This is a genomic window from Paenarthrobacter sp. A20 (assembly GCF_024168825.1).
Taxonomy (GTDB): Bacteria; Actinomycetota; Actinomycetes; order Actinomycetales; family Micrococcaceae; genus Arthrobacter.
The window spans coordinates 222,685-239,817 of record NZ_JALJWH010000001.1; the positions used below are offsets into that span (position 1 = coordinate 222,685).

15 protein-coding genes are annotated in these 17,133 nt (G+C 62.7%); 8 read left to right on the forward strand and 7 right to left on the reverse strand.

Annotation, left to right across the window (positions count from 1 at the left end):
* Window position 1: 1 nt before the first annotated feature.
* From J3D46_RS01070 to J3D46_RS01100, 7 genes are all read left to right on the forward strand, one after another.
* Window positions 2–1,291, forward strand: a complete 1,290-nt coding sequence (locus tag J3D46_RS01070) for an ABC transporter substrate-binding protein (RefSeq protein WP_231338411.1) — start codon at window positions 2–4, stop codon at window positions 1,289–1,291.
* Between the two features lie 47 nt (window positions 1,292–1,338).
* Window positions 1,339–2,244 (forward strand): carbohydrate ABC transporter permease, encoded by a 906-nt coding sequence (locus J3D46_RS01075; protein WP_231338412.1) that lies wholly within the window; start codon window positions 1,339–1,341, stop codon window positions 2,242–2,244.
* 4 nt (window positions 2,245–2,248) lie between these two features.
* On the forward strand, window positions 2,249–3,064 hold the full coding sequence (locus J3D46_RS01080; protein ID WP_159706046.1) for a carbohydrate ABC transporter permease: 816 nt from the start codon (window positions 2,249–2,251) through the stop codon (window positions 3,062–3,064).
* Window positions 3,065–3,122: 58 nt separating this feature from the next.
* Window positions 3,123–4,562, forward strand: a complete 1,440-nt coding sequence (locus J3D46_RS01085) for an NAD-dependent succinate-semialdehyde dehydrogenase (protein WP_231338413.1) — start codon at window positions 3,123–3,125, stop codon at window positions 4,560–4,562.
* A complete protein-coding gene (locus J3D46_RS01090; protein WP_231338414.1) occupies window positions 4,563–5,306 on the forward strand; it encodes a sulfite exporter TauE/SafE family protein in 744 nt (247 codons plus the stop codon).
* A gap of 46 nt (window positions 5,307–5,352) precedes the next feature.
* Window positions 5,353–5,541: a hypothetical protein gene (locus J3D46_RS01095; RefSeq protein ID WP_231338415.1), complete on the forward strand. Its 189-nt coding sequence runs from the start codon at window positions 5,353–5,355 to the stop codon at window positions 5,539–5,541.
* Between the two features lie 91 nt (window positions 5,542–5,632).
* Window positions 5,633–7,027, forward strand: coding sequence for a phosphomannomutase/phosphoglucomutase (locus J3D46_RS01100; RefSeq protein WP_231338416.1), 1,395 nt, complete (start codon window positions 5,633–5,635; stop codon window positions 7,025–7,027).
* 70 nt (window positions 7,028–7,097) lie between these two features.
* Here the strand turns inward: J3D46_RS01100 and J3D46_RS01105 are convergent, their stop codons facing one another.
* The 5 genes from J3D46_RS01105 to J3D46_RS01125 form a co-directional block, all read right to left on the reverse strand.
* A complete protein-coding gene (locus tag J3D46_RS01105; RefSeq protein WP_231338417.1) occupies window positions 7,098–8,294 on the reverse strand; it encodes an amidohydrolase in 1,197 nt (398 codons plus the stop codon).
* Between the two features lie 23 nt (window positions 8,295–8,317).
* Window positions 8,318–9,070 carry an amino acid ABC transporter ATP-binding protein gene (locus J3D46_RS01110; protein WP_253469112.1) on the reverse strand — a complete coding sequence of 251 codons (753 nt, stop codon included), beginning with the start codon at window positions 9,068–9,070 and terminating at the stop codon, window positions 8,318–8,320.
* A gap of 26 nt (window positions 9,071–9,096) precedes the next feature.
* Complete coding sequence (locus J3D46_RS01115) at window positions 9,097–10,062, reverse strand: amino acid ABC transporter permease (RefSeq protein ID WP_231338418.1); 966 nt, start codon at window positions 10,060–10,062, stop codon at window positions 9,097–9,099.
* 2 nt (window positions 10,063–10,064) lie between these two features.
* Window positions 10,065–11,000 (reverse strand): ABC transporter substrate-binding protein, encoded by a 936-nt coding sequence (locus J3D46_RS01120; RefSeq protein ID WP_231338419.1) that lies wholly within the window; start codon window positions 10,998–11,000, stop codon window positions 10,065–10,067.
* Between the two features lie 88 nt (window positions 11,001–11,088).
* Window positions 11,089–12,291 carry an amidohydrolase gene (locus tag J3D46_RS01125; protein ID WP_253464633.1) on the reverse strand — a complete coding sequence of 401 codons (1,203 nt, stop codon included), beginning with the start codon at window positions 12,289–12,291 and terminating at the stop codon, window positions 11,089–11,091.
* Between the two features lie 411 nt (window positions 12,292–12,702).
* On the opposite strand from J3D46_RS01125, the gene J3D46_RS01130 reads away from it, so the two are divergent.
* Window positions 12,703–13,689, forward strand: coding sequence for an ornithine cyclodeaminase family protein (locus J3D46_RS01130; RefSeq protein ID WP_231338421.1), 987 nt, complete (start codon window positions 12,703–12,705; stop codon window positions 13,687–13,689).
* Between the two features lie 22 nt (window positions 13,690–13,711).
* On the opposite strand, the gene J3D46_RS01135 is transcribed toward J3D46_RS01130, so the two are convergent.
* The gene (locus tag J3D46_RS01135) at window positions 13,712–14,791 is read right to left on the reverse strand and encodes a substrate-binding domain-containing protein (protein ID WP_231338422.1); all 1,080 of its coding nucleotides are present in this window, start codon (window positions 14,789–14,791) and stop codon (window positions 13,712–13,714) included.
* 129 nt (window positions 14,792–14,920) lie between these two features.
* Window positions 14,921–16,942, reverse strand: a complete 2,022-nt coding sequence (locus tag J3D46_RS01140; RefSeq protein ID WP_231338423.1) for a PQQ-binding-like beta-propeller repeat protein — start codon at window positions 16,940–16,942, stop codon at window positions 14,921–14,923.
* Between the last annotated feature and the right edge of the window lie 191 nt (window positions 16,943–17,133).

The window sequence follows — 17,133 nt, forward strand, 5'->3', positions numbered from 1 at the left end:
TGTGAGTCAGATTTCACGCAGGCAGGCCATGGCCGTTCTCGGAGCTCTGGGTCTCGGCGCGACCGCCGCAGCATGCGCCGGCCCCGGCGGCTCCACTGCCCCAGGTGGCGCCACAGGTCCTTCCGCGCCTGCCACCGGTGCCATCACAGGTAGGGTGTCCTTCGCCCACTGGCGTGGCGAGGACAAGGCAGTCTTCGACGAACTCATCAAACGTTTCGCTGCAAAGAACGCCGGCGTGGAGGTGGCCCAGGATATCTCCACGTCCAACGACTACAACGCCCAGGGTTTGCAAAAGGTGCGTGGCGCGGCCATCGGTGACGCGTTTGCCACCTTCCGCGGTGCCCAGTTCAACAATTTCAGTGAAGCCGGAATCTACACCGAGCTGAAGAACAGCAAAGCTGTTGGCAATTACCAGAAGGGCCTTCTGACGGCCGGACAGTCGGGCGACAGCCAATTGGGCCTGCCGTATCAGGTGGTCTTCCCCATGCCGATGGCCAACATGGACCTGTTCGACAAAGCCGGCGCCGAACTGGCGCCAAAAGACTGGGACGCCTTCCTGGGCATGTGCGAAAAGTTGGCTGCATCCGGCGTCGTCCCCATCTCCTGGCCCGGCGGCGACGTTGGAAATGGTGGCCAGCTCTTCAACTGCATGATTGCCAACAACGCCCCGGTGGATGACATGTGTGCCCAAATCGAACAGGGCAAGCTCAAGTGCACGGATGACTGGTTCATCAGGATGTTGAACCAGTACAAGGATCTGGTCCCCTACCTCCAGCCCAATGCCACAGGTACTGCTGTGGAGCCTGCACAGAATCTCTTCTCCCAAGGCAAGGCCGCGATGCTGGCCACGGGCTCGTACCACATCGCAGCTGTCCGCAACCTGGGTGCGACGTTCCCCATCGAGCTGGTCTTCCCCAACACGTCCACGGACGGCAACGCCAAGTATGAGGGCGCCTACAATGCCACGTTCATCCTGGGCGTCAACTCCGCCAGCAAGAACCAGGCGGCCGCCGCAGCATGGATTGACTTCCTGTCCGAACCTGCCAACGCTGGCTACTACGCCAACCAGACGGCCCAGCATGTGTCCGTCAAGGACGTCGAATACACCAACTCGGACCTCAAGCGTTTGAGCCCGTGGCTGGACAAGAAGACGGCCTTGGCCGCCCGGTTCCAGTTCCAGAACCTGGACGTCCGCAACGCCGTTGAAGCCAGCGCAACGGCTGTCATTTCAGGCACCAGCCCTGAACAAGCAGCCGAGGCAGCCCAGAAGATTGTCGACGAACGGCTGTGAGTACCCATACCGGAACGGCTCCCAAGCGAAAGGCGCCGGACAGCACTATGGAAGCCGCATCGAAGAAGCGCCGGTCCCCAACCCGCGTGAATCCTGCCCTCTACCTCTTCCCGCTGCCAGCGGTGGCCATCATCGCCGTGTTCCTGGTGATGCCCACGCTGCAGGCGTTCCAGTACGCCATCACGGACTGGAATGGATTCTCGGCAGCCTTCAATTACGTGGGTGTGGACAATTTCGTCCGGGCCTTCACCAAGGATTCACTGTTCACCAACGCCCTGACCAACAACCTGAAGTTCGTTTTGCTGGTGGTCATTGCACAAACGCTGTTCTCCTTACTGCTCGCGCTGCTGCTGACAAAGAATTCCCGGGGGAACGTGGTGCTTCGCGCTTTGTTCTTCTTCCCCACCATCCTGTCCTCAGTATCGGTGGCCTTCATCTGGAAGTTCATCTACGATCCCAACTTCGGTCTCGCCAACTCGGCACTGGGCGCCATCGGCTTGGAGGGGCTTCAAGGTTCCTACCTGGGCAACAATTCCCAGGCACTGTACTGGGTAGCCGTCACGCAAGTCTGGTTCCATGCGGGCCAGATGATGGTGGTCTACATCGCAGGTCTTCAGGCCATTCCCCGCGAACTGTACGAAGCGGCCGAGATGGACGGAGCCAACAAATGGCAGCAGTTCAAGTCCATCACCTGGCCGTTCGTAGCCCCGGCCACGTCCATCGTCGTCGCTTACACCACGGTGCAATCGTTCAAGGCCTTCGACCTGATCCTGGGTATCGCGGGCAACCCACCCAAAGGGTCCCTGGACATTCTCTCCACCCGCATTTACAGCACTTTTGCCAACTCGGAGTTCGGATATGCCGCCGCTCAGTCAATCATCTTCATGGGGATGATCGCCTTGGTTACCTGGCTGCAGCGCCGGTTGCTCCGTCTGACCCCGAAGGGGGAATGACAGCATGCTTGCATCAATCAGCCGCCGCGGAATCCTTGCCATCTATGCGGTCATCATTATCGTCCCCATCACCGTTGTGCTGTTCGGCAGCTTCAAGTCCACACAGGAACTTTTCGAGGGTCCCTTCAGCCTGCCCCAGTCCCTGGCGCCCGATAATTTCGCGGAAGTCATTGGCGGCCAGGACCTGGGCTCGTCCTTCCTGAACAGCGTCATCGTCACCGGCATCTCCGTTCCCATCACACTCTTCATTGCCAGCCTCGCTGGTTATGCGGTCGCCCGGCTGAGGGGCTTCGCATCCTGGGCCATCTTCGGATTCCTGGTTCTGGGAATGGCCATCCCCGCCCAAGCCAACATGGTGCCGTTGTATGTCTTGTTCGGCCGCATGGGCCTTCTGGACAACCTCACCGGCCTCATCGTGGCCAACATCGTCTCCACACTGCCCATCGCCGTCTTCATCCTCGGCGGTTTCATGCGCACACTGCCCAAAGAACTCTACGAAGCATGCTCCATAGATGGCACCGGACCTTGGCGGACCTACGTATCCATCGCACTCCCGCTCTCGGCGCCCTCGATAGCCGCTGCTGCCATCTTCCTGTTCGTCATCCATTGGAATGAACTGCTGTACCCCCTCTTGTTCATCCAGTCCCCCGGTAACCGCACCCTGCCGCTGGCCCTGCTGAGCTTCCAGGGAGAATTCCAAACCAACTACCCGTTGCTGTTCGCCGGAGTCATCCTTGCCTCCCTGCCTGTGGTGGTGGCCTACGTCTTCCTTCAGCGCTACTTCGTCGCGGGCATCACCGCAGGCGCCAGCAAGGGATGAGGCACCGTTCCGCGCGCCGGACAGCGCACCCCTCCCAGCCAACGAAAGGCAACACAAAGTGAACCTGAAATCAGCACAACACCTGATTAACGGAACCTGGCACTCAGCAGGAACGTCCAAGGACGTGACAGACCCCGGGAACGGGAGCACCGTAGGCGAGGTGGCCTGGGGAACTGCCGAGGACGCAACCAAAGCCGCTGACGCTGCCGCCGAATCATTTGGTGACTGGTCTCGCTCCACGGCCCGCACCCGCGCCGACCTCCTCCACAATGCCGCTGCGCTGTTGTCCGAACGCCGCGACGAACTGGCGCTCACCCTGGCGTTGGAAGCCGGCAAGCGACTCCCCGAGGCGCAAGGCGAAGTGGACTTCTCAGTGGAATACTTCCGCTGGTTCGCCGAGGAAGTACGCCGCACCACTGGCACCGTCAGCCCACCCGAGCTCCGCGGCCGCCGGCACCTCAGCACTCGCAGGCCCATCGGAGTCGCACTTAGCCTCACCCCATGGAATTTTCCCGTTTCCATCCAAGCCCGCAAACTCGCTGCCATGCTCGCCGCCGGCTGCACTGTGGTGGGCCGGGTCTCTGAGAAGGCACCGCTGGCTGCGACCGGGCTGTTTGAGATCCTGCACGATGCCGGGTTCCCCGCCGGCGTCGTCAATCTGGTCCACGGCCCTTCACGCGAAATCACCGGCGCCCTGCTCAAGCATCCCGCTGTCCGCGCCGTCAGCTTTACGGGGTCCACCGGGGTGGGCCGCCAGATCATGGCCTCGGCATCCGAACGTGTAGTGAGGCCGTTGCTGGAGCTCGGCGGCAACGCGCCGTTCATCGTCTTCGAAGACGCAGACCTCGACGCCGCCGTCGAGGGGGCTGTACTCGGAAGGCTCCGCAACACAGGACAGTCCTGCGTCGCCGCAAACCGATTCCTGGTCCAAGACAGCATCGCGGACGAATTCGCCCGGAAACTTGCTGCCAAATTTGATGCGATGACCATTGGGCATGGTGTTCCCGACGGCGGGACACCCGTACCGGATCTTGGTCCCGTCATCGACGCCGAGCGCGTGGCCGCTGTCCAGGCCCTGGTGGACGATGCCCTCAGCCGTGGAGCCCGCCGGGTCACCGAACGGACCCAGGTTCCTACCCAGGGTTCCTTCGTGGCCCCCACACTCCTGGCCGATGTTCCCGACGACGCGCCCTTGGTGAGCGAGGAAGTCTTCGGCCCCGCAGCAGGCGTGGTGACCTTCTCCTCGGAAGAGGAAGCGATCCGCAAGGCGAACGCCACCGAAATGGGTCTGGCCGCGTACGTCTGGAGCAGCAGTTCCAAGCGCGCCTGGGATATCCCCGAACAGCTGGAGGCAGGCATTGTTGGAGTCAACGATCCCCTCCCTTCCGTGGCCTTTACACCCATGGGCGGCGCCAAGCAGTCCGGCCTGGGCAGGGAAGGATCAAGTCTGGGCCTGGAGGAGTTCGAGGAGGTCCAGTACGTAGCCTGGAGGCCATAAATGCTGACCACAGGACTTGTTCTGGGAGCAGTCGTCATGGGTGCCGGGATGCAGCGCGTCACCGGCATGGGATTCGCTTTGGTGGCGGCCCCGTTCCTGGTCCTGCTCCTGGGCCCTGTTGAAGGCGTGGTGCTGGTCAATGTCTGCGGAGCCGTGACGGCCGGAGCGATCATCTTCCGCGTCAGGCGGGACATTGACTGGAAAAGATACCTGGCACTGGCCGCGTCAGCCCTCCTGGGCATTGTCCCCGCGGCGATCCTCATCCGCTATCTGCCACCGTCGGTGCTGGAGATCTCGATCGGAGTGACCCTTGCCGTGGGCCTGACAGTCCTGCTGGTCATGAAGTCAGCCGTCCTGCCCCAGCGTCGTCGCTACCTCTTCACCGCAGGTGGGCTCAGCGGCTTCATGAATACTGCGGCAGGGGTGGGCGGACCGGCGGTAAGTATGTACTCCATCGCCACCCGGTGGCAGCACAAGTCGTTCGCTGCCACAATGCAACCCTACTTTTTCACCATCGGCTCGCTGTCCCTGATCTCCAAGGCGGTCACCGCACCAGCCTCGTTTCCTGTCCTGCCGATGACAATGTGGCTCGCGGTCGCCGCCGCCTGCCTGGTCGGACTGGTTCTGGGTGACCTCGCATCCAAGCGGGTTTCCACCAGGGCCGCCCAGATTCTCCTGATCATCCTGGCCTATGTCGGAGCAGCCGCCACCATTATTCGCGGTGTGCTGGACGCTATGGGCTGAAACCCGCCCAACAAACTCAAGATCCCCAACCATCGAAAGGACTCTCATGTCCATCACTTCATCAAAAGAAGGCACCCTCCGCGTTTCCACAACCAAGGGCGAACCTGTTGAACTCAGGATTGATGCTTCCGACCCTGTGGCCGTTCGGCTAGAAGTTGATAACACCTGCGGCTGTGCCGAGGGTTCTGGTCGACGCGTCGGTGCCTACACAGATACGGACTTCGGCATTCGCTAGGTGAAGGCCCGCCGCTAGCTACCTGATAGTGTTGCTTTTCCAACACAATTCGTTCGCTTCCTGTCATTGATGCGTGCGCGCAAGGAGAAATATGGATCTTTCCACGTCTTTCAAGGCCTACGACGTCCGTGGCATAGTCGGCTCTTCGCTGACCGATCACGTCGCAGAGGCCATCGGGGCAGCTTTTGTGGATGTCTTGGACCTTGCGGGCAAGACAGTGTTCTGCGGGGGTGACATGCGCCCTTCGTCCCGCGGGTTCGTCTCGGCGTTCTCACAAGGTGCAGCAACCCGGGGCGCCAACGTTTACGACCTCGGGCTCATCGCCACCGACGAGCTCTACTTTGCCTGCGGCGCCCTGAACGCGGCGGGTGCTATCTTCACAGCAAGCCATAACCCAGCCCAGTACAACGGGATCAAGATGGCCAAGGCCGGAGCAGTCCCCATCTCCTCGGACTCAGGGCTGTTCGACATCCGGGACCTCGCCCAGCGCTATCTGGACCACGGCTTCCTTGGGGCCGAAACAGTTGGGACCGTGGCCCCGCTCGACGTCCTTGCGGACTACGCACGCAAGCTGCGTTCGCTCGTGGACCTAAGCGCCGTGCGACCTCTCAAAGTCGTCGTCGACGCCGGAAACGGCATGGCCGGGCTGACCGTTCCCGCAGTGTTGGGCAGCCAGATATTGGAAGCTTTACCGCTGGCCATCGTTCCGCTCTACTTTGAGTTGGACGGCACGTTCCCCAACCATCCAGCCAATCCCTTGGAGCCGGATAATCTCAGGGATCTGCAGGCTGCCGTGCTGGAGCACGGCGCCGACCTTGGACTGGCATTCGACGGCGACGCTGACCGCTGTTTCGTGGTCGACGAGACCGGACAACCAGTCACGCCGTCGGCGATTACCTCCATGATCGCGGTACGCGAGATTTCAAGGGTCCAAGCAGCGGGCCAGGCCGATCCAGTGGTCATCCACAACGTGATAACGTCCCGGTCAGTGCCCGAATTTGTTCAGGCTGCAGGTGGCCGGCCGGTCCGTACCCGAGTAGGCCACTCGTTCATCAAGGCGCAAATGGCCGAAGAGGACGCCGTGTTCGGTGGAGAACATTCGGCCCACTACTACTTCCGTGACTTCTATAACGCGGACACCGGGATGCTGGCAGCGATGCACGTCCTCGCCGCCCTGGGCGGGCAGCCCGCGCCTCTTTCCAAGCTTGTAAGGCAATACGAGCCGTACTCTGCCAGCGGCGAAATCAACTCAACTGTGGTGGATGTCGCCCAAGCCATTGCGGACGTGCGCCAAACCTACGATCAATCAACCAGTGTCCGCATTGATGACCTGGATGGACTGAGCGTGATCGCAGAGTCGGGAGAGTGGTGGTTCAACCTCCGGGCGTCGAACACCGAAGAATTGCTTCGGCTCAATGTCGAAGCCAAGGATGCAAAGACCATGGGCCGCATGCGGGATGCTGTCCTGGACATGATCCGGAAGTAGTCGTCAGCGGACTACCCCACGGTGCCCGCAGCGGCCAGGATCGTAACGATCAGGTGCTGCGGGCGTGGCGTCAGACCAGCACTTCGCCGTCGCGGGCGACGACGCGGCCTGCCGAGACCACGAGCCGCCGCTGGGGGCAGCGCACGAGCGCGTCCGGCACGTTCTCGGCGTCGAGGAGCACGATGTCCGCGTGTGCACCGGCGACGAGGTCGTGCTGCTCCCGACCGACGAAAGGCGCGCCGTATTTGGTCGCGTACTCGACCGCGTTGGTGAGCTTATCGTCATGGCGGAACCCATGCAGGCGCGCGAAGGCGAATGCCACGCGCAGCAGGTCCCCGTCGCCGAACGGCGACCACAGGTCGCGGATGCCGTCGGTGCCGAGGCCCAGCGGAACGCCGCGATCCCTCAGCTGCTGCCAGGGCAGCGGCGCGGTGCCGCTCATCGCGACGGTGGTCCACGAGATGCCCGCCTCGGCAAGCCCCTCGATGATCTCCTCCTGCACGCCCTTCTGCAATGAGCCCATGGCGAAACCGTGGGAGATGTTCACCCTGCCCTGGAGGCCGGCGTCGATGGTGCGGCGGATCACCTGACGGTACTCGTAGGCGCCGAGCGAGCCGAAGTCATGCAGATGCAGGTCAAGGCCAACGCCGCGCTCCACGGCAATCTGGAACAACCCGTCGAGCTGGCCTTCGACGTCGCCGTCGATGGTGCCCGGATCGAGGCCGCCAATGGCATCCGCCCCGGCCTGGGCAGCCTCGTCGAGCAGCCGCAGCACGCCCGGCCTGCGAAGAACGCCGTCTTGCGGGAAAGCGACCGTCTCGACCTGGATCGCCCCATCCAGCTCAGCGACCGCGGCTTGCACGGTCTCGAGGCCCTTCAGCCCGATGCCGAGGTCGACGTCGATGTGCGTACGGGTCGCTGTGGTGCCGTGACGGAGGAACTCGCGCAGCACCGCTACGGCCGAATTCACGTTCGGGATGTCGTAATTCCCGCGCTCTGCGCGCTCGTTCGCGATCCAGCCCTCGACGGTCGGGTGGTCGGAATAGGTGTACGACACCCACGGCTTGCCCCACCAGCTTTTGTCGACGTGGGCGTGTGCGTTAATGAACCCGGGCACAGCCAGCAAACCGCCACCGTCAAGGTCACCGGCGTCGAACGTGCCCCCGGCGAGTGCCACCTCCGTGATGACGCCACCACTGATCGTGATGTCCGCAGCCTCGGCGCCCCACGGGCGCACGTTCCTCAGGGTAAATTTCTTGTCAGTCATTCTGTTCCTCTATCTATTCGGACTCAGTGCACGCGGCTCAGGAAGGACGCTGTGCGTTCGTGCTGCGGGTTGTCGAGCACGTCGCGTGCCGGTCCGTCCTCAAGCACACGGCCTTGGTCCATGAAGACCACCCGGTCAGCGACCTCGCGGGCAAAGCCGATCTCGTGGGTGACAACGATCATCGTCATGCCCTCCTCAGCCACCTGCCTCATCGTCTGCAGCACCTCGCCGACGAGCTCAGGGTCGAGCGCACTGGCCGGTTCGTCGAACATCATGAGTCGAGGCTCCATGGCGAGCGCCCTGGCGATCGCCACACGCTGCTGCTGGCCGCCCGAGAGCTGGCTGGGGTACGAGTCGTCTTTATCTGCCAGGCCGACCTTGGCCAGCAGCTGCCGCGCGTTCGCGACTGCCTCCCGACGCGGGCGGCCCAGGACCCGGGCCGGGCCATAGGTGACGTTGTCGAGGGCTGTCATGTGACCGAACAGGTTGAAGTGCTGGAACACCATGCCGATGTGCTGGCGTGCCTTGGCCACGCGGCGTTCGCTCTGTTCGTAGAGCTGCCCGTCGTGCAGTTGGTAGCCGACGCGCTCCCCGTTCACCTCGATGACGCCACCGTCGACGGGGTCAAGGTGGTTGATGCACCGCAGCAACGTACTCTTGCCAGAGCCCGACGGCCCAAGGATGCAGACGATCTCCCCGGTTCGCACCTCGAGGTCCACGCCTCGGAGCACATGGTTGTGCCCGAGCCACTTGTGCACGCCGTCGATACGCAGCATGGTGTCGGTCGACGGTCCTGCGGGAGCTACTTGCGCCACAGCGCACCTCCGATGATGGTCCGAATATTCGTGGTCTTCGCCGGCCTCGCGCTCTTGGAGGAACGCCGTGACCCGGGCTGCGAGGCGTTGAAGCGACGCTCAAGGAAATGCTGCCCGGTGCCGGCGATGGTCACCAAGATCAGGTACCAGAGCACCCCAACAATCAGCAGGGGCAGGATCTTGAAGTTCTGCCCATAGATGAGCTGGACACGGGTCAGCAGGTCGCTGCCGCCGATCACTGACACGAGCGAGGTTGCCTTCAGCATGCCGATGAACTGGTTGCCGGTGGGCGGGATGATGACCCTGATCGACTGGGGCAGCACGATGCGGGCCAGGGCCTGGTTGCGGGTGAGGCCGATGCTCACGCCCGCGTCGGTCTGGCCAGTCGGCACCGAGATGATGCCGCCCCGGATGATCTCGGCCATGTAGCCCGACTCGGCGAGTGAGAGGGCGATGAGGCCTGCCGTGAAGCCCGAGATGAGGGCGTTCGTATCCTGTCCGAGGATCACGGGAAAGAGCACTGCAAGGTTGAACCAGAGCAGAACCTGAACAAGCATCGGGACTCCGCGGAAAAACCAAACGTAAGCGCGTCCGATAACACTGACCACCTTGTTGTTGCTCTGGATCATCAATGCGATGCCGAAGGCGAGCACGATGGAGATGAGCATGGCGAAGATCGCCAACTGGATCGTTACGCCGACGCCCTGGAGCACCACCGGGTTGAACATGTACTCCCAGGTGACGTTCCACTCCATATTGGGGTTCTGGGCCTGGGACTGGATGAAGAGGACCAGCAGCGCGATGGCAACGAAGCCCGTGACGATCTGGCCGTACTGGGGTCGCCGCTTCGCACGGATCGGTGCGTCCTGCACGGGTGGCTCGTCGCCGGCCCTGCGTACAAAGTGCGACGGCATCGTCGAGGTCGGGAGTGGTGACTGAGTGATGTCGGGCATGATCACTTCTTCGCCAGGTTGATGCCCGGGGTGTCGAGGTCGATGACCTCAACGTGCCACTTCTTCAGGATTCCGTCGTATGAGCCGTCCTCGTGGATTGCTTTGAGGGCGGTGAGGAAAGCGTCGCGAAGGTCGGTCTGTGCCTTGTTGAAAGTCATGCCAAGGTAGACCTTCTCCTCGAAATCTACGGGGAGCGACTCCAGTTTGTCGCCGGTCTCGCGCTGGATGACCGAGACCGCCATATCGGGCCAGAAGATGGCGTCGATGCGGCCGGAGGTTAGCGCCAGATTCTTATCGCTCGAGTTCGGGAAGGAGATGAGCTCGGTGGCAGGCTTCCCGATCGCGGTGCAGGCTGCGGCCATCAGGTCGACGAGGCGGTGGGCGTCGGAGCCCTTTACGTCGCCGATCTTGACGCCGCAGCCGCCGTCGACGGCGCTCGTGATGCCCTTGGGATTGCCCTTCTGCACCATGAAGACCGTGCCGGCCCACTGGTAATCGATGAAGTCGACCTGTTCCTGCCGCTTCTTGCGGTCGGTCATACCGGCGATCGCCGCGTCGAACTTTCCGCTCTGCATGCCGATCAGGATCTGGTCGAATGGCACTTTCTCCCACTTGACCGGGATACCGAGCTGCTTCGCCATCGACTCCATGAGATCGACGTTGTAGCCTTGGATGCCGGTCTCGCCGGCCGGGGTGAAGTTGGCCGGCTCGAAGTCGGGCTGTGTGGCGACGGTAAGCACCCCCTTGTCTTTGACCTTCTGCGGCAGCAGGTCAAAGAGGGGCGCCTTCTCATCGAGGACGGCAGTTTTCTCCGATGGCCCGGCGGCCGTGGCCGTGGAGCCTGAGACGCCGCAGCCGGTCATGGCGAGCACGGCGAGGCCGCCTGCCACGATGATGGCCGCAGCGCGGCGTGCGTAGGTGTTGCGGTAGAACGACATTGTTCTTGCCTTTCGGGGCGGAGTTCCGCGGGATGCGGAACTGGTTGGGGGGAGCAAGCGAGCGGGATCCCGCTCGCCGGGGCCTGGGTCATCCCGCGCGCAGGGGGTTCCCCTGGCGCGCGACGACCTTGCCGCGTTTCAGCACGAGCCGCCGTGGCGTCCGGGCTGCTACTGCCTCGCCGATGCTCGCTGCATCGATGAGGAAGAGATCGGCGGGTGCGCCGGGTTCGATCCGGGCGGGTTCGCGCCCGAGGGCGAGGGCCCCGCCGGTGACTGCGACGTCGAATGCCGAGTAGATCTGTTCGTCCGTGCGAAAACCGTTGCGATATGCCAGGTGAAAGGTGCGGTCGAGCATGTCGCCGTTACCGTACGGTCCCCAGTGATCCCGCACGCCGTCATTGCCTGCGCCGATGTTGACACCCCGCCCTCGCAGCTCGGCAATCGGCAGCACCGGCGTGTTGTAGACCGTTGCCGTCAGCAGGGAGATCCTTGCTTCCGCGAGGCCCTCCGAGATCCGCTCGGACTGGGCTTGGTCGACCTCGATGACGGCTACGCCGTGCGAGATGGCGACCCTGCCCTCGAGCCCGTGCCGCAGCACTCGCTCGATGATGAGTTCCATCGTGTGCGCGCCCAGAGTGCCACGCTCGTGCAGGTGGATGTCGAGCCGTGTGCCGTAGGTTTTGGCGAGCCCAAAGATCAGATCGAGGTGACGCACCGAGTCACGCTCCAGCGCGGCGGGGTCGATGCCTCCCAGGCATCCGACAAGCCCTTGTTGAAGAGCCGACTCAAGCAGCTCGGCCGTGCCGGGACGGGTCAGCAGTCCGCCCTGCGGGAAAGCGACCTGTTCGACGTCGATCACGTCGGCCAGCTCTTCGGCGACGCCGGCGACGAGCTTGAGACCGCGGAGCCCGATGTCGGGATCGACATCGGTGTGGGTGCGGGCGAGGGTCGTCCCCGCGGCGGCCATCTGCCCGAGCAGCGCGTACACACTGTCGCGGCTCGGCAGGCCGAACTCCGCGCGGCCCCGCTCGCCGTTGGCGATGCGGTCCTCGAGCGCGGGCCCCGCGGAATGCGGAACCCAGCTGCGGCCCCAGAGGGTCTTATCGATGTGGCAATGGGCGTCGACCATTCCGGGCAGGGCGAGCGCACCAGCACCGTCCTCGCGCACCGCCGTAGCGGGGTCAATGATGCCAGCTGGCTGAATCTGTGCGATGAGGCCGTCCTGGACGAGCAGGTCCACTGGCCGCGATCCATGAGCCAGCCGTACGCGCTCGATAATCATGTCCTGCATCCCAAATCTCCCACTTTCATGACGATCGTCACGTGAACTAGATAGGCACACAGTAGATTCATTTGGTATCCCATGGCAATAGTCAAGGCAAAAGATTCCGAATATTTTCTAGGCAACCAGGGGATTCAGCTATCAATTGAGATATGGGAGTTGCCACTTGGCATACCAAACAGAATTTTTGATGCGCGAAGGTCCCACATCGCTCCCTAGATGGAGAGGGCCCGCCTGCATCTCGGGTCCGGATAGCTGGTATACCAAGTAGAGTTATCTATATGAGTTGGTGTCGTTGGGTGACTAATTAACACCGTGATCCAGCGAGTTATCCAGCGGATCATTGACGGGGATTTCAAGCTTGGTATACCTTGAGCGCAGTCGACTCCGATTCATAGCGCTCAACCTCCGAAGGTGCCCATGACACTCATTCTCACCGCTTCAGCCCTTGAAGATCTGGCCAGCATGTCCGAAACGATATCCGCCGTCGAACGTGGATTCGTCGATATCGCCCGAGGCACCGCCCAGCAGCCAGCTCCGCTGTCCCTTCACCTGCCGTCTTCGGACGCACGGTATCTGCTCATGTCCGGACTGGCCGATACACAGCGACTCGCGGCCGTGAAGCTGCTGTCCGATATTCCCGCCAACCGCGAGGCCGGACTCCCCACGCAGCGTTCAAGCATCCTGCTGGCGGACCAGCTCACTGGGGAAACCCTCGCCCTTCTCGACGGCAGAGTTCCCACGCGGGTCCGGACGGCTGCGGCAAGCGCTGTGGCGAGCAAGTACCTTGCCCGGCCCGACAGTTCAACACTCGGCCTGATCGGCGCAGGCGCCCTTGCGATTGCCCATGTCGAGGCCATGCTGCACGTGCTACCCATCAGGAAGGTAGTCGTCTGGTCCCGCACCAACGCCACTGTCCAAGCCTTCCAGGCGAGGACCACGCATCGCGCCATCGAGATCGTGGCAGCATCCAGTGTCCAGGAAACGGTGGAGGCCGCTGATGTCCTCTGCACGCTTACACCGTCCGTAGAGCCGCTGGTCCACGGCGAATGGTTCCGTCCGGGGCTTCACATCAACGCGGTGGGGGCCCGCCCCCGGCCCACCCACCGTGAAATAGATGCGGACGGGATGGGCCGCTCCAGGGTTTTCGTCGACAACATGGAAACCGCCGTCCAGAAGTCAGGCGACCTCATGCTGGCCGTGTCCGAAGGATTCATGTCGCTCGACGACGTGCGGGGTGAGCTCGGCGCGGTCATTACCGGTCAGTTGGCCGGGCGTGACAACGACGACGACGTCACTCTTTTCAATTCAGTCGGCATCGGCATGCAGGACCTGGCCATCGGCCGGCTGCTCTATGACGCGGCCCTCCGGAACGGTCTCGGAACGGCCATTGACATGTCCCGCTGAAGTCCGCGAGTCGAGTGGCTCCCTACTCCGCGTCCTCCCCTATCACCGTTGACTCCCGGATGATCAGCTTCGGGGCAAGGCTCACGCGACGGAGGGCAGGCGACACCACAGACCCTGTCTTTCCCGCGAGGCGTTCCATGCACATGGTCACCGCCGCGTATCCGACGTCGCGTTTTGGCGGGGCGATCGAGGTCAGGGGTACGGGAGCGAGGTCGGCCACTTCGTCGTCATAGGCGACGATCGCCAGGTCCTCAGGCACGTCGACGCCGGACTCCTCAGCGAGGTTGATCAGGGTGATGGCTTCCTCATCGGGAAGGACCAGGACAGCGTGCGTCCCAGTGCGCCGGCAATCTTTCAGGAATTTTGCGAACTCCTTTTGGTTGTTGCCTGCGCCCACTACTGACCGTACATATTCCATGATGGGAGCATCAGTTTCCAGTCCCAACTTAGCTACCATGCGCTCATGGCTTTCACGGAGCCAAGGGGCCGTGGGGCTGGTGGCGATGGCCAGCCCGATCCGGCGGTGGCCCAAGGAAGCAAGGTGCTCGATGGCAAGCTCGGCGCCGTAACTGTGATCGGACATCACTGATTCGAAAACCCGGCTTGAGCGTTCCACGAGCACCACGGGGATGCGCAGTCCGGACAGCAATTCGAACGTCGGCGAACCGGGCTCAAGGGGTCCAGCGGTTGCCAGGAGTATGCCGTCGACGGCGTTGGCCACCATGCGCTGGAGCTGCCGGAACTCGTCTTCCTCGGAGTAGTTGCTGACACCCAGGATGAGGCGCGCATTCAGCGCCCTGGCTGCGGCTTCAGCGCCACGAATGACTTCCGGGAAGTAGTAGCCGGTGGTGGGAACGATCAGTCCAAGGGTAGCCAGCGGCTGGCGCGGCCTTCTGTGGACAGTGTCACCGGGGCGCTCCACGACTATCCGGACTGCCCCGCCATGGACCCTTCGCAGCAGGCCCTGGGCAGCAAGCTGCGTCAGGTCCCGGCGGATGGTCATGGTGGACTGGCCGCTCTTTTCGGCAAAGTCGTTCACGGTCAGGGTCCCGCGCAGCTCCAACTCACGGAGTATCTTCTCGTGGCGTTCCCCGCTGAGCATGCCAATCCTCTTCCGGAATCCCAATGTTCAAACAAGCATAAATGACCGAATACAAACAACGTTGTGGGGCCCGCTCTGCGCGTAAAACACTCGCCAGAGCGCGCAGAGCAGGCCCCGCAACGCCAGCCACTACCGCCGGGGGTGGTCGTCGATCCGCACGAGGTTCCGGCCCCGCATCGTATAAAGGTAACCGTCCTCATCGTTGTTGATATGTGCGCCGCTGTACCAGGCGCCGTCGATATCAGTTACCACGGTGGCTACCTCGAAGGTCTTGGGATCGAAGCGGAAGACGTGCGTATTCGAGACGCCGTAGACAGCACCGCGGTTTGTCACCAAGGCGGCGAAGCCGGAACTCACGGCGCTGATGTCCGAGCGGTGCACAATCTTGCGTTTGGGGAGGTCCATGACAAAAAGACCGCCCTTGCGCGTCACACCGTAGAGGTACTTACCCTGTACGGCGAGGGCCGCGATGCCTGCCCCTTCCCCGGCATCCAGTCGCCACAATTCCTTCCCTGCCACAGGGTTGAATGCCACCACGGTTCCTGCGCCATCGAGACCTGGATTGCCGCCCCCCAAATAGGCCACGCCGTCGCGGGATGCCACCGCCCGGAGCAACTGCACGTTGTCGATCGGATTCAGGAAGAAGCCCTTCTTACCGGTGCGCGGGTCATAAGTCCACAGCGAACCACCGCCCTCGGTGTCCGCCTGCGCCGCCACGAGGACCAGTTTGTTGCGCTCGTCCCAGCAGACGTCCAGGGGTCGGTTCTGTTCCTTGGGGAATTCCGCCACCTGCGTGATCGGCTTCCCATTCCGGGGGTCGTAGCTCCAAATGCCCTGGCCACTGTACTGCCCTGTATACAGGGCACCGTTGACCACGATCGCATCTTTCGCTTCACCAGGGGCGAGCATATTGGCAACGTCCCCTGTCCGGAGCGAGCGGCGCGCAATGACGCCGTTGCCTCCCACATAGACGTAGCCTGCTCCGGCAGCAATTCCCATCACCGATTGCGGATCAGAGGGTGCGCCGGCTTCGCCGAGGTCGGTAGTTCTGGTGGTTCCGGTTGCCGGGTCAATTTCAGCGACGAAGCCGTAGCCCGAGGTGACCAGCAGCTTGCCGCCCAAGGCGTCGACGCCCCAGATTTCACCCAACGAAGGCCCTTGGTACGGCACAGCCGATATTGCGTTGGCGGACAAGCTGTAGGCCACCAGCCCGGTCTCGTTGGCGAAGTAGACCTTATCCCCGATGGCCGCAAAGTTCTTGGCAGTCTTCCCCTCGGACAGGGCCTGCACATACGTCTTCGGGTTGCTGAGGTTCACAGCGGCAATCTTGGAGTTCTCCAGTGAACCGGCGGAGCTCACCATCAGTTTGTCTCCCACGATGCCAAGGTCGCGGATGCTGGGATCCTTCAGCATTTCAGCCGGAGTGACGTTGGTGAAGGTCTTGGCAGCGCGGTCGTAAGCAAACAAACAGGCCCGGCTGGCGCCGCTGCCACCATTGAGCGTGCTGCCGGCACCGAAGAAGATCGTGGAGTCGGTAGCGGCCACGGCACGGGCAAGAGTGGCGCCGGCATCGGGGATGCCGAGGCTGGTGATCTGATTGGTTGCGGGGTCGAACTCCCACAGCGCCGGCGCCGTGGGGCTTCCGCCACCGACAATATAGAGGCGTCCGTTGGGCGCCACGCTGAGGTCACGGACATCCCGGTCGCCGATGTAGCCAATCGCCGCGGCCTTGGTGCCAAGGCTGTTGAGGTCCCAGCGGAAGAGGTTCGGCTGCGTGCCGGTCGACTTCTGCAGAACACCGGCGTAGAGGTAACGGCCCGAGGCGTCAGCAGCCAGGGTCTGGATGGAGTGCCCGTTGGTGAGCTCGGTCTGGCCGATGACCTTTCCGGTGGGGACATGGAAGGCGATGATCCGGACCGGCTCCAGGTTGCGGGAACCGATGTAAAGAACGTCGCCCACCAGCAGCCCGCTCATCAGCGAGAACTGCACGACGGCGGGACCCAGGTCCAGGATTTCCGTCGCCTTCGGCTTGGACGCAAGGAAGGCGGACGCCGACGCCGGTTGGCCGGCTGCCATGCCGATGGCGGCGGCGAGGGACGCAGCACCGCCGACCTGTAGGACTGCCCGCCTGCTGATGTTCGATTTCTCCATTGGAATCCCTGTTCTTAGGTAGTGACTTTTTCAGTAGTCGCCGTTCGGGTGTCCAGAATTCATAGCAGCGTCGAGCGAACGTCGTCCAGCGTTTCTGTTCGTTCAAACACAAACGGTTGCAGATTCTTTGGCCTCATCTGCCCCTGACGGCGATTTTTCCCCAGCAGAATGTTTGAATTTGTTTGAAATAT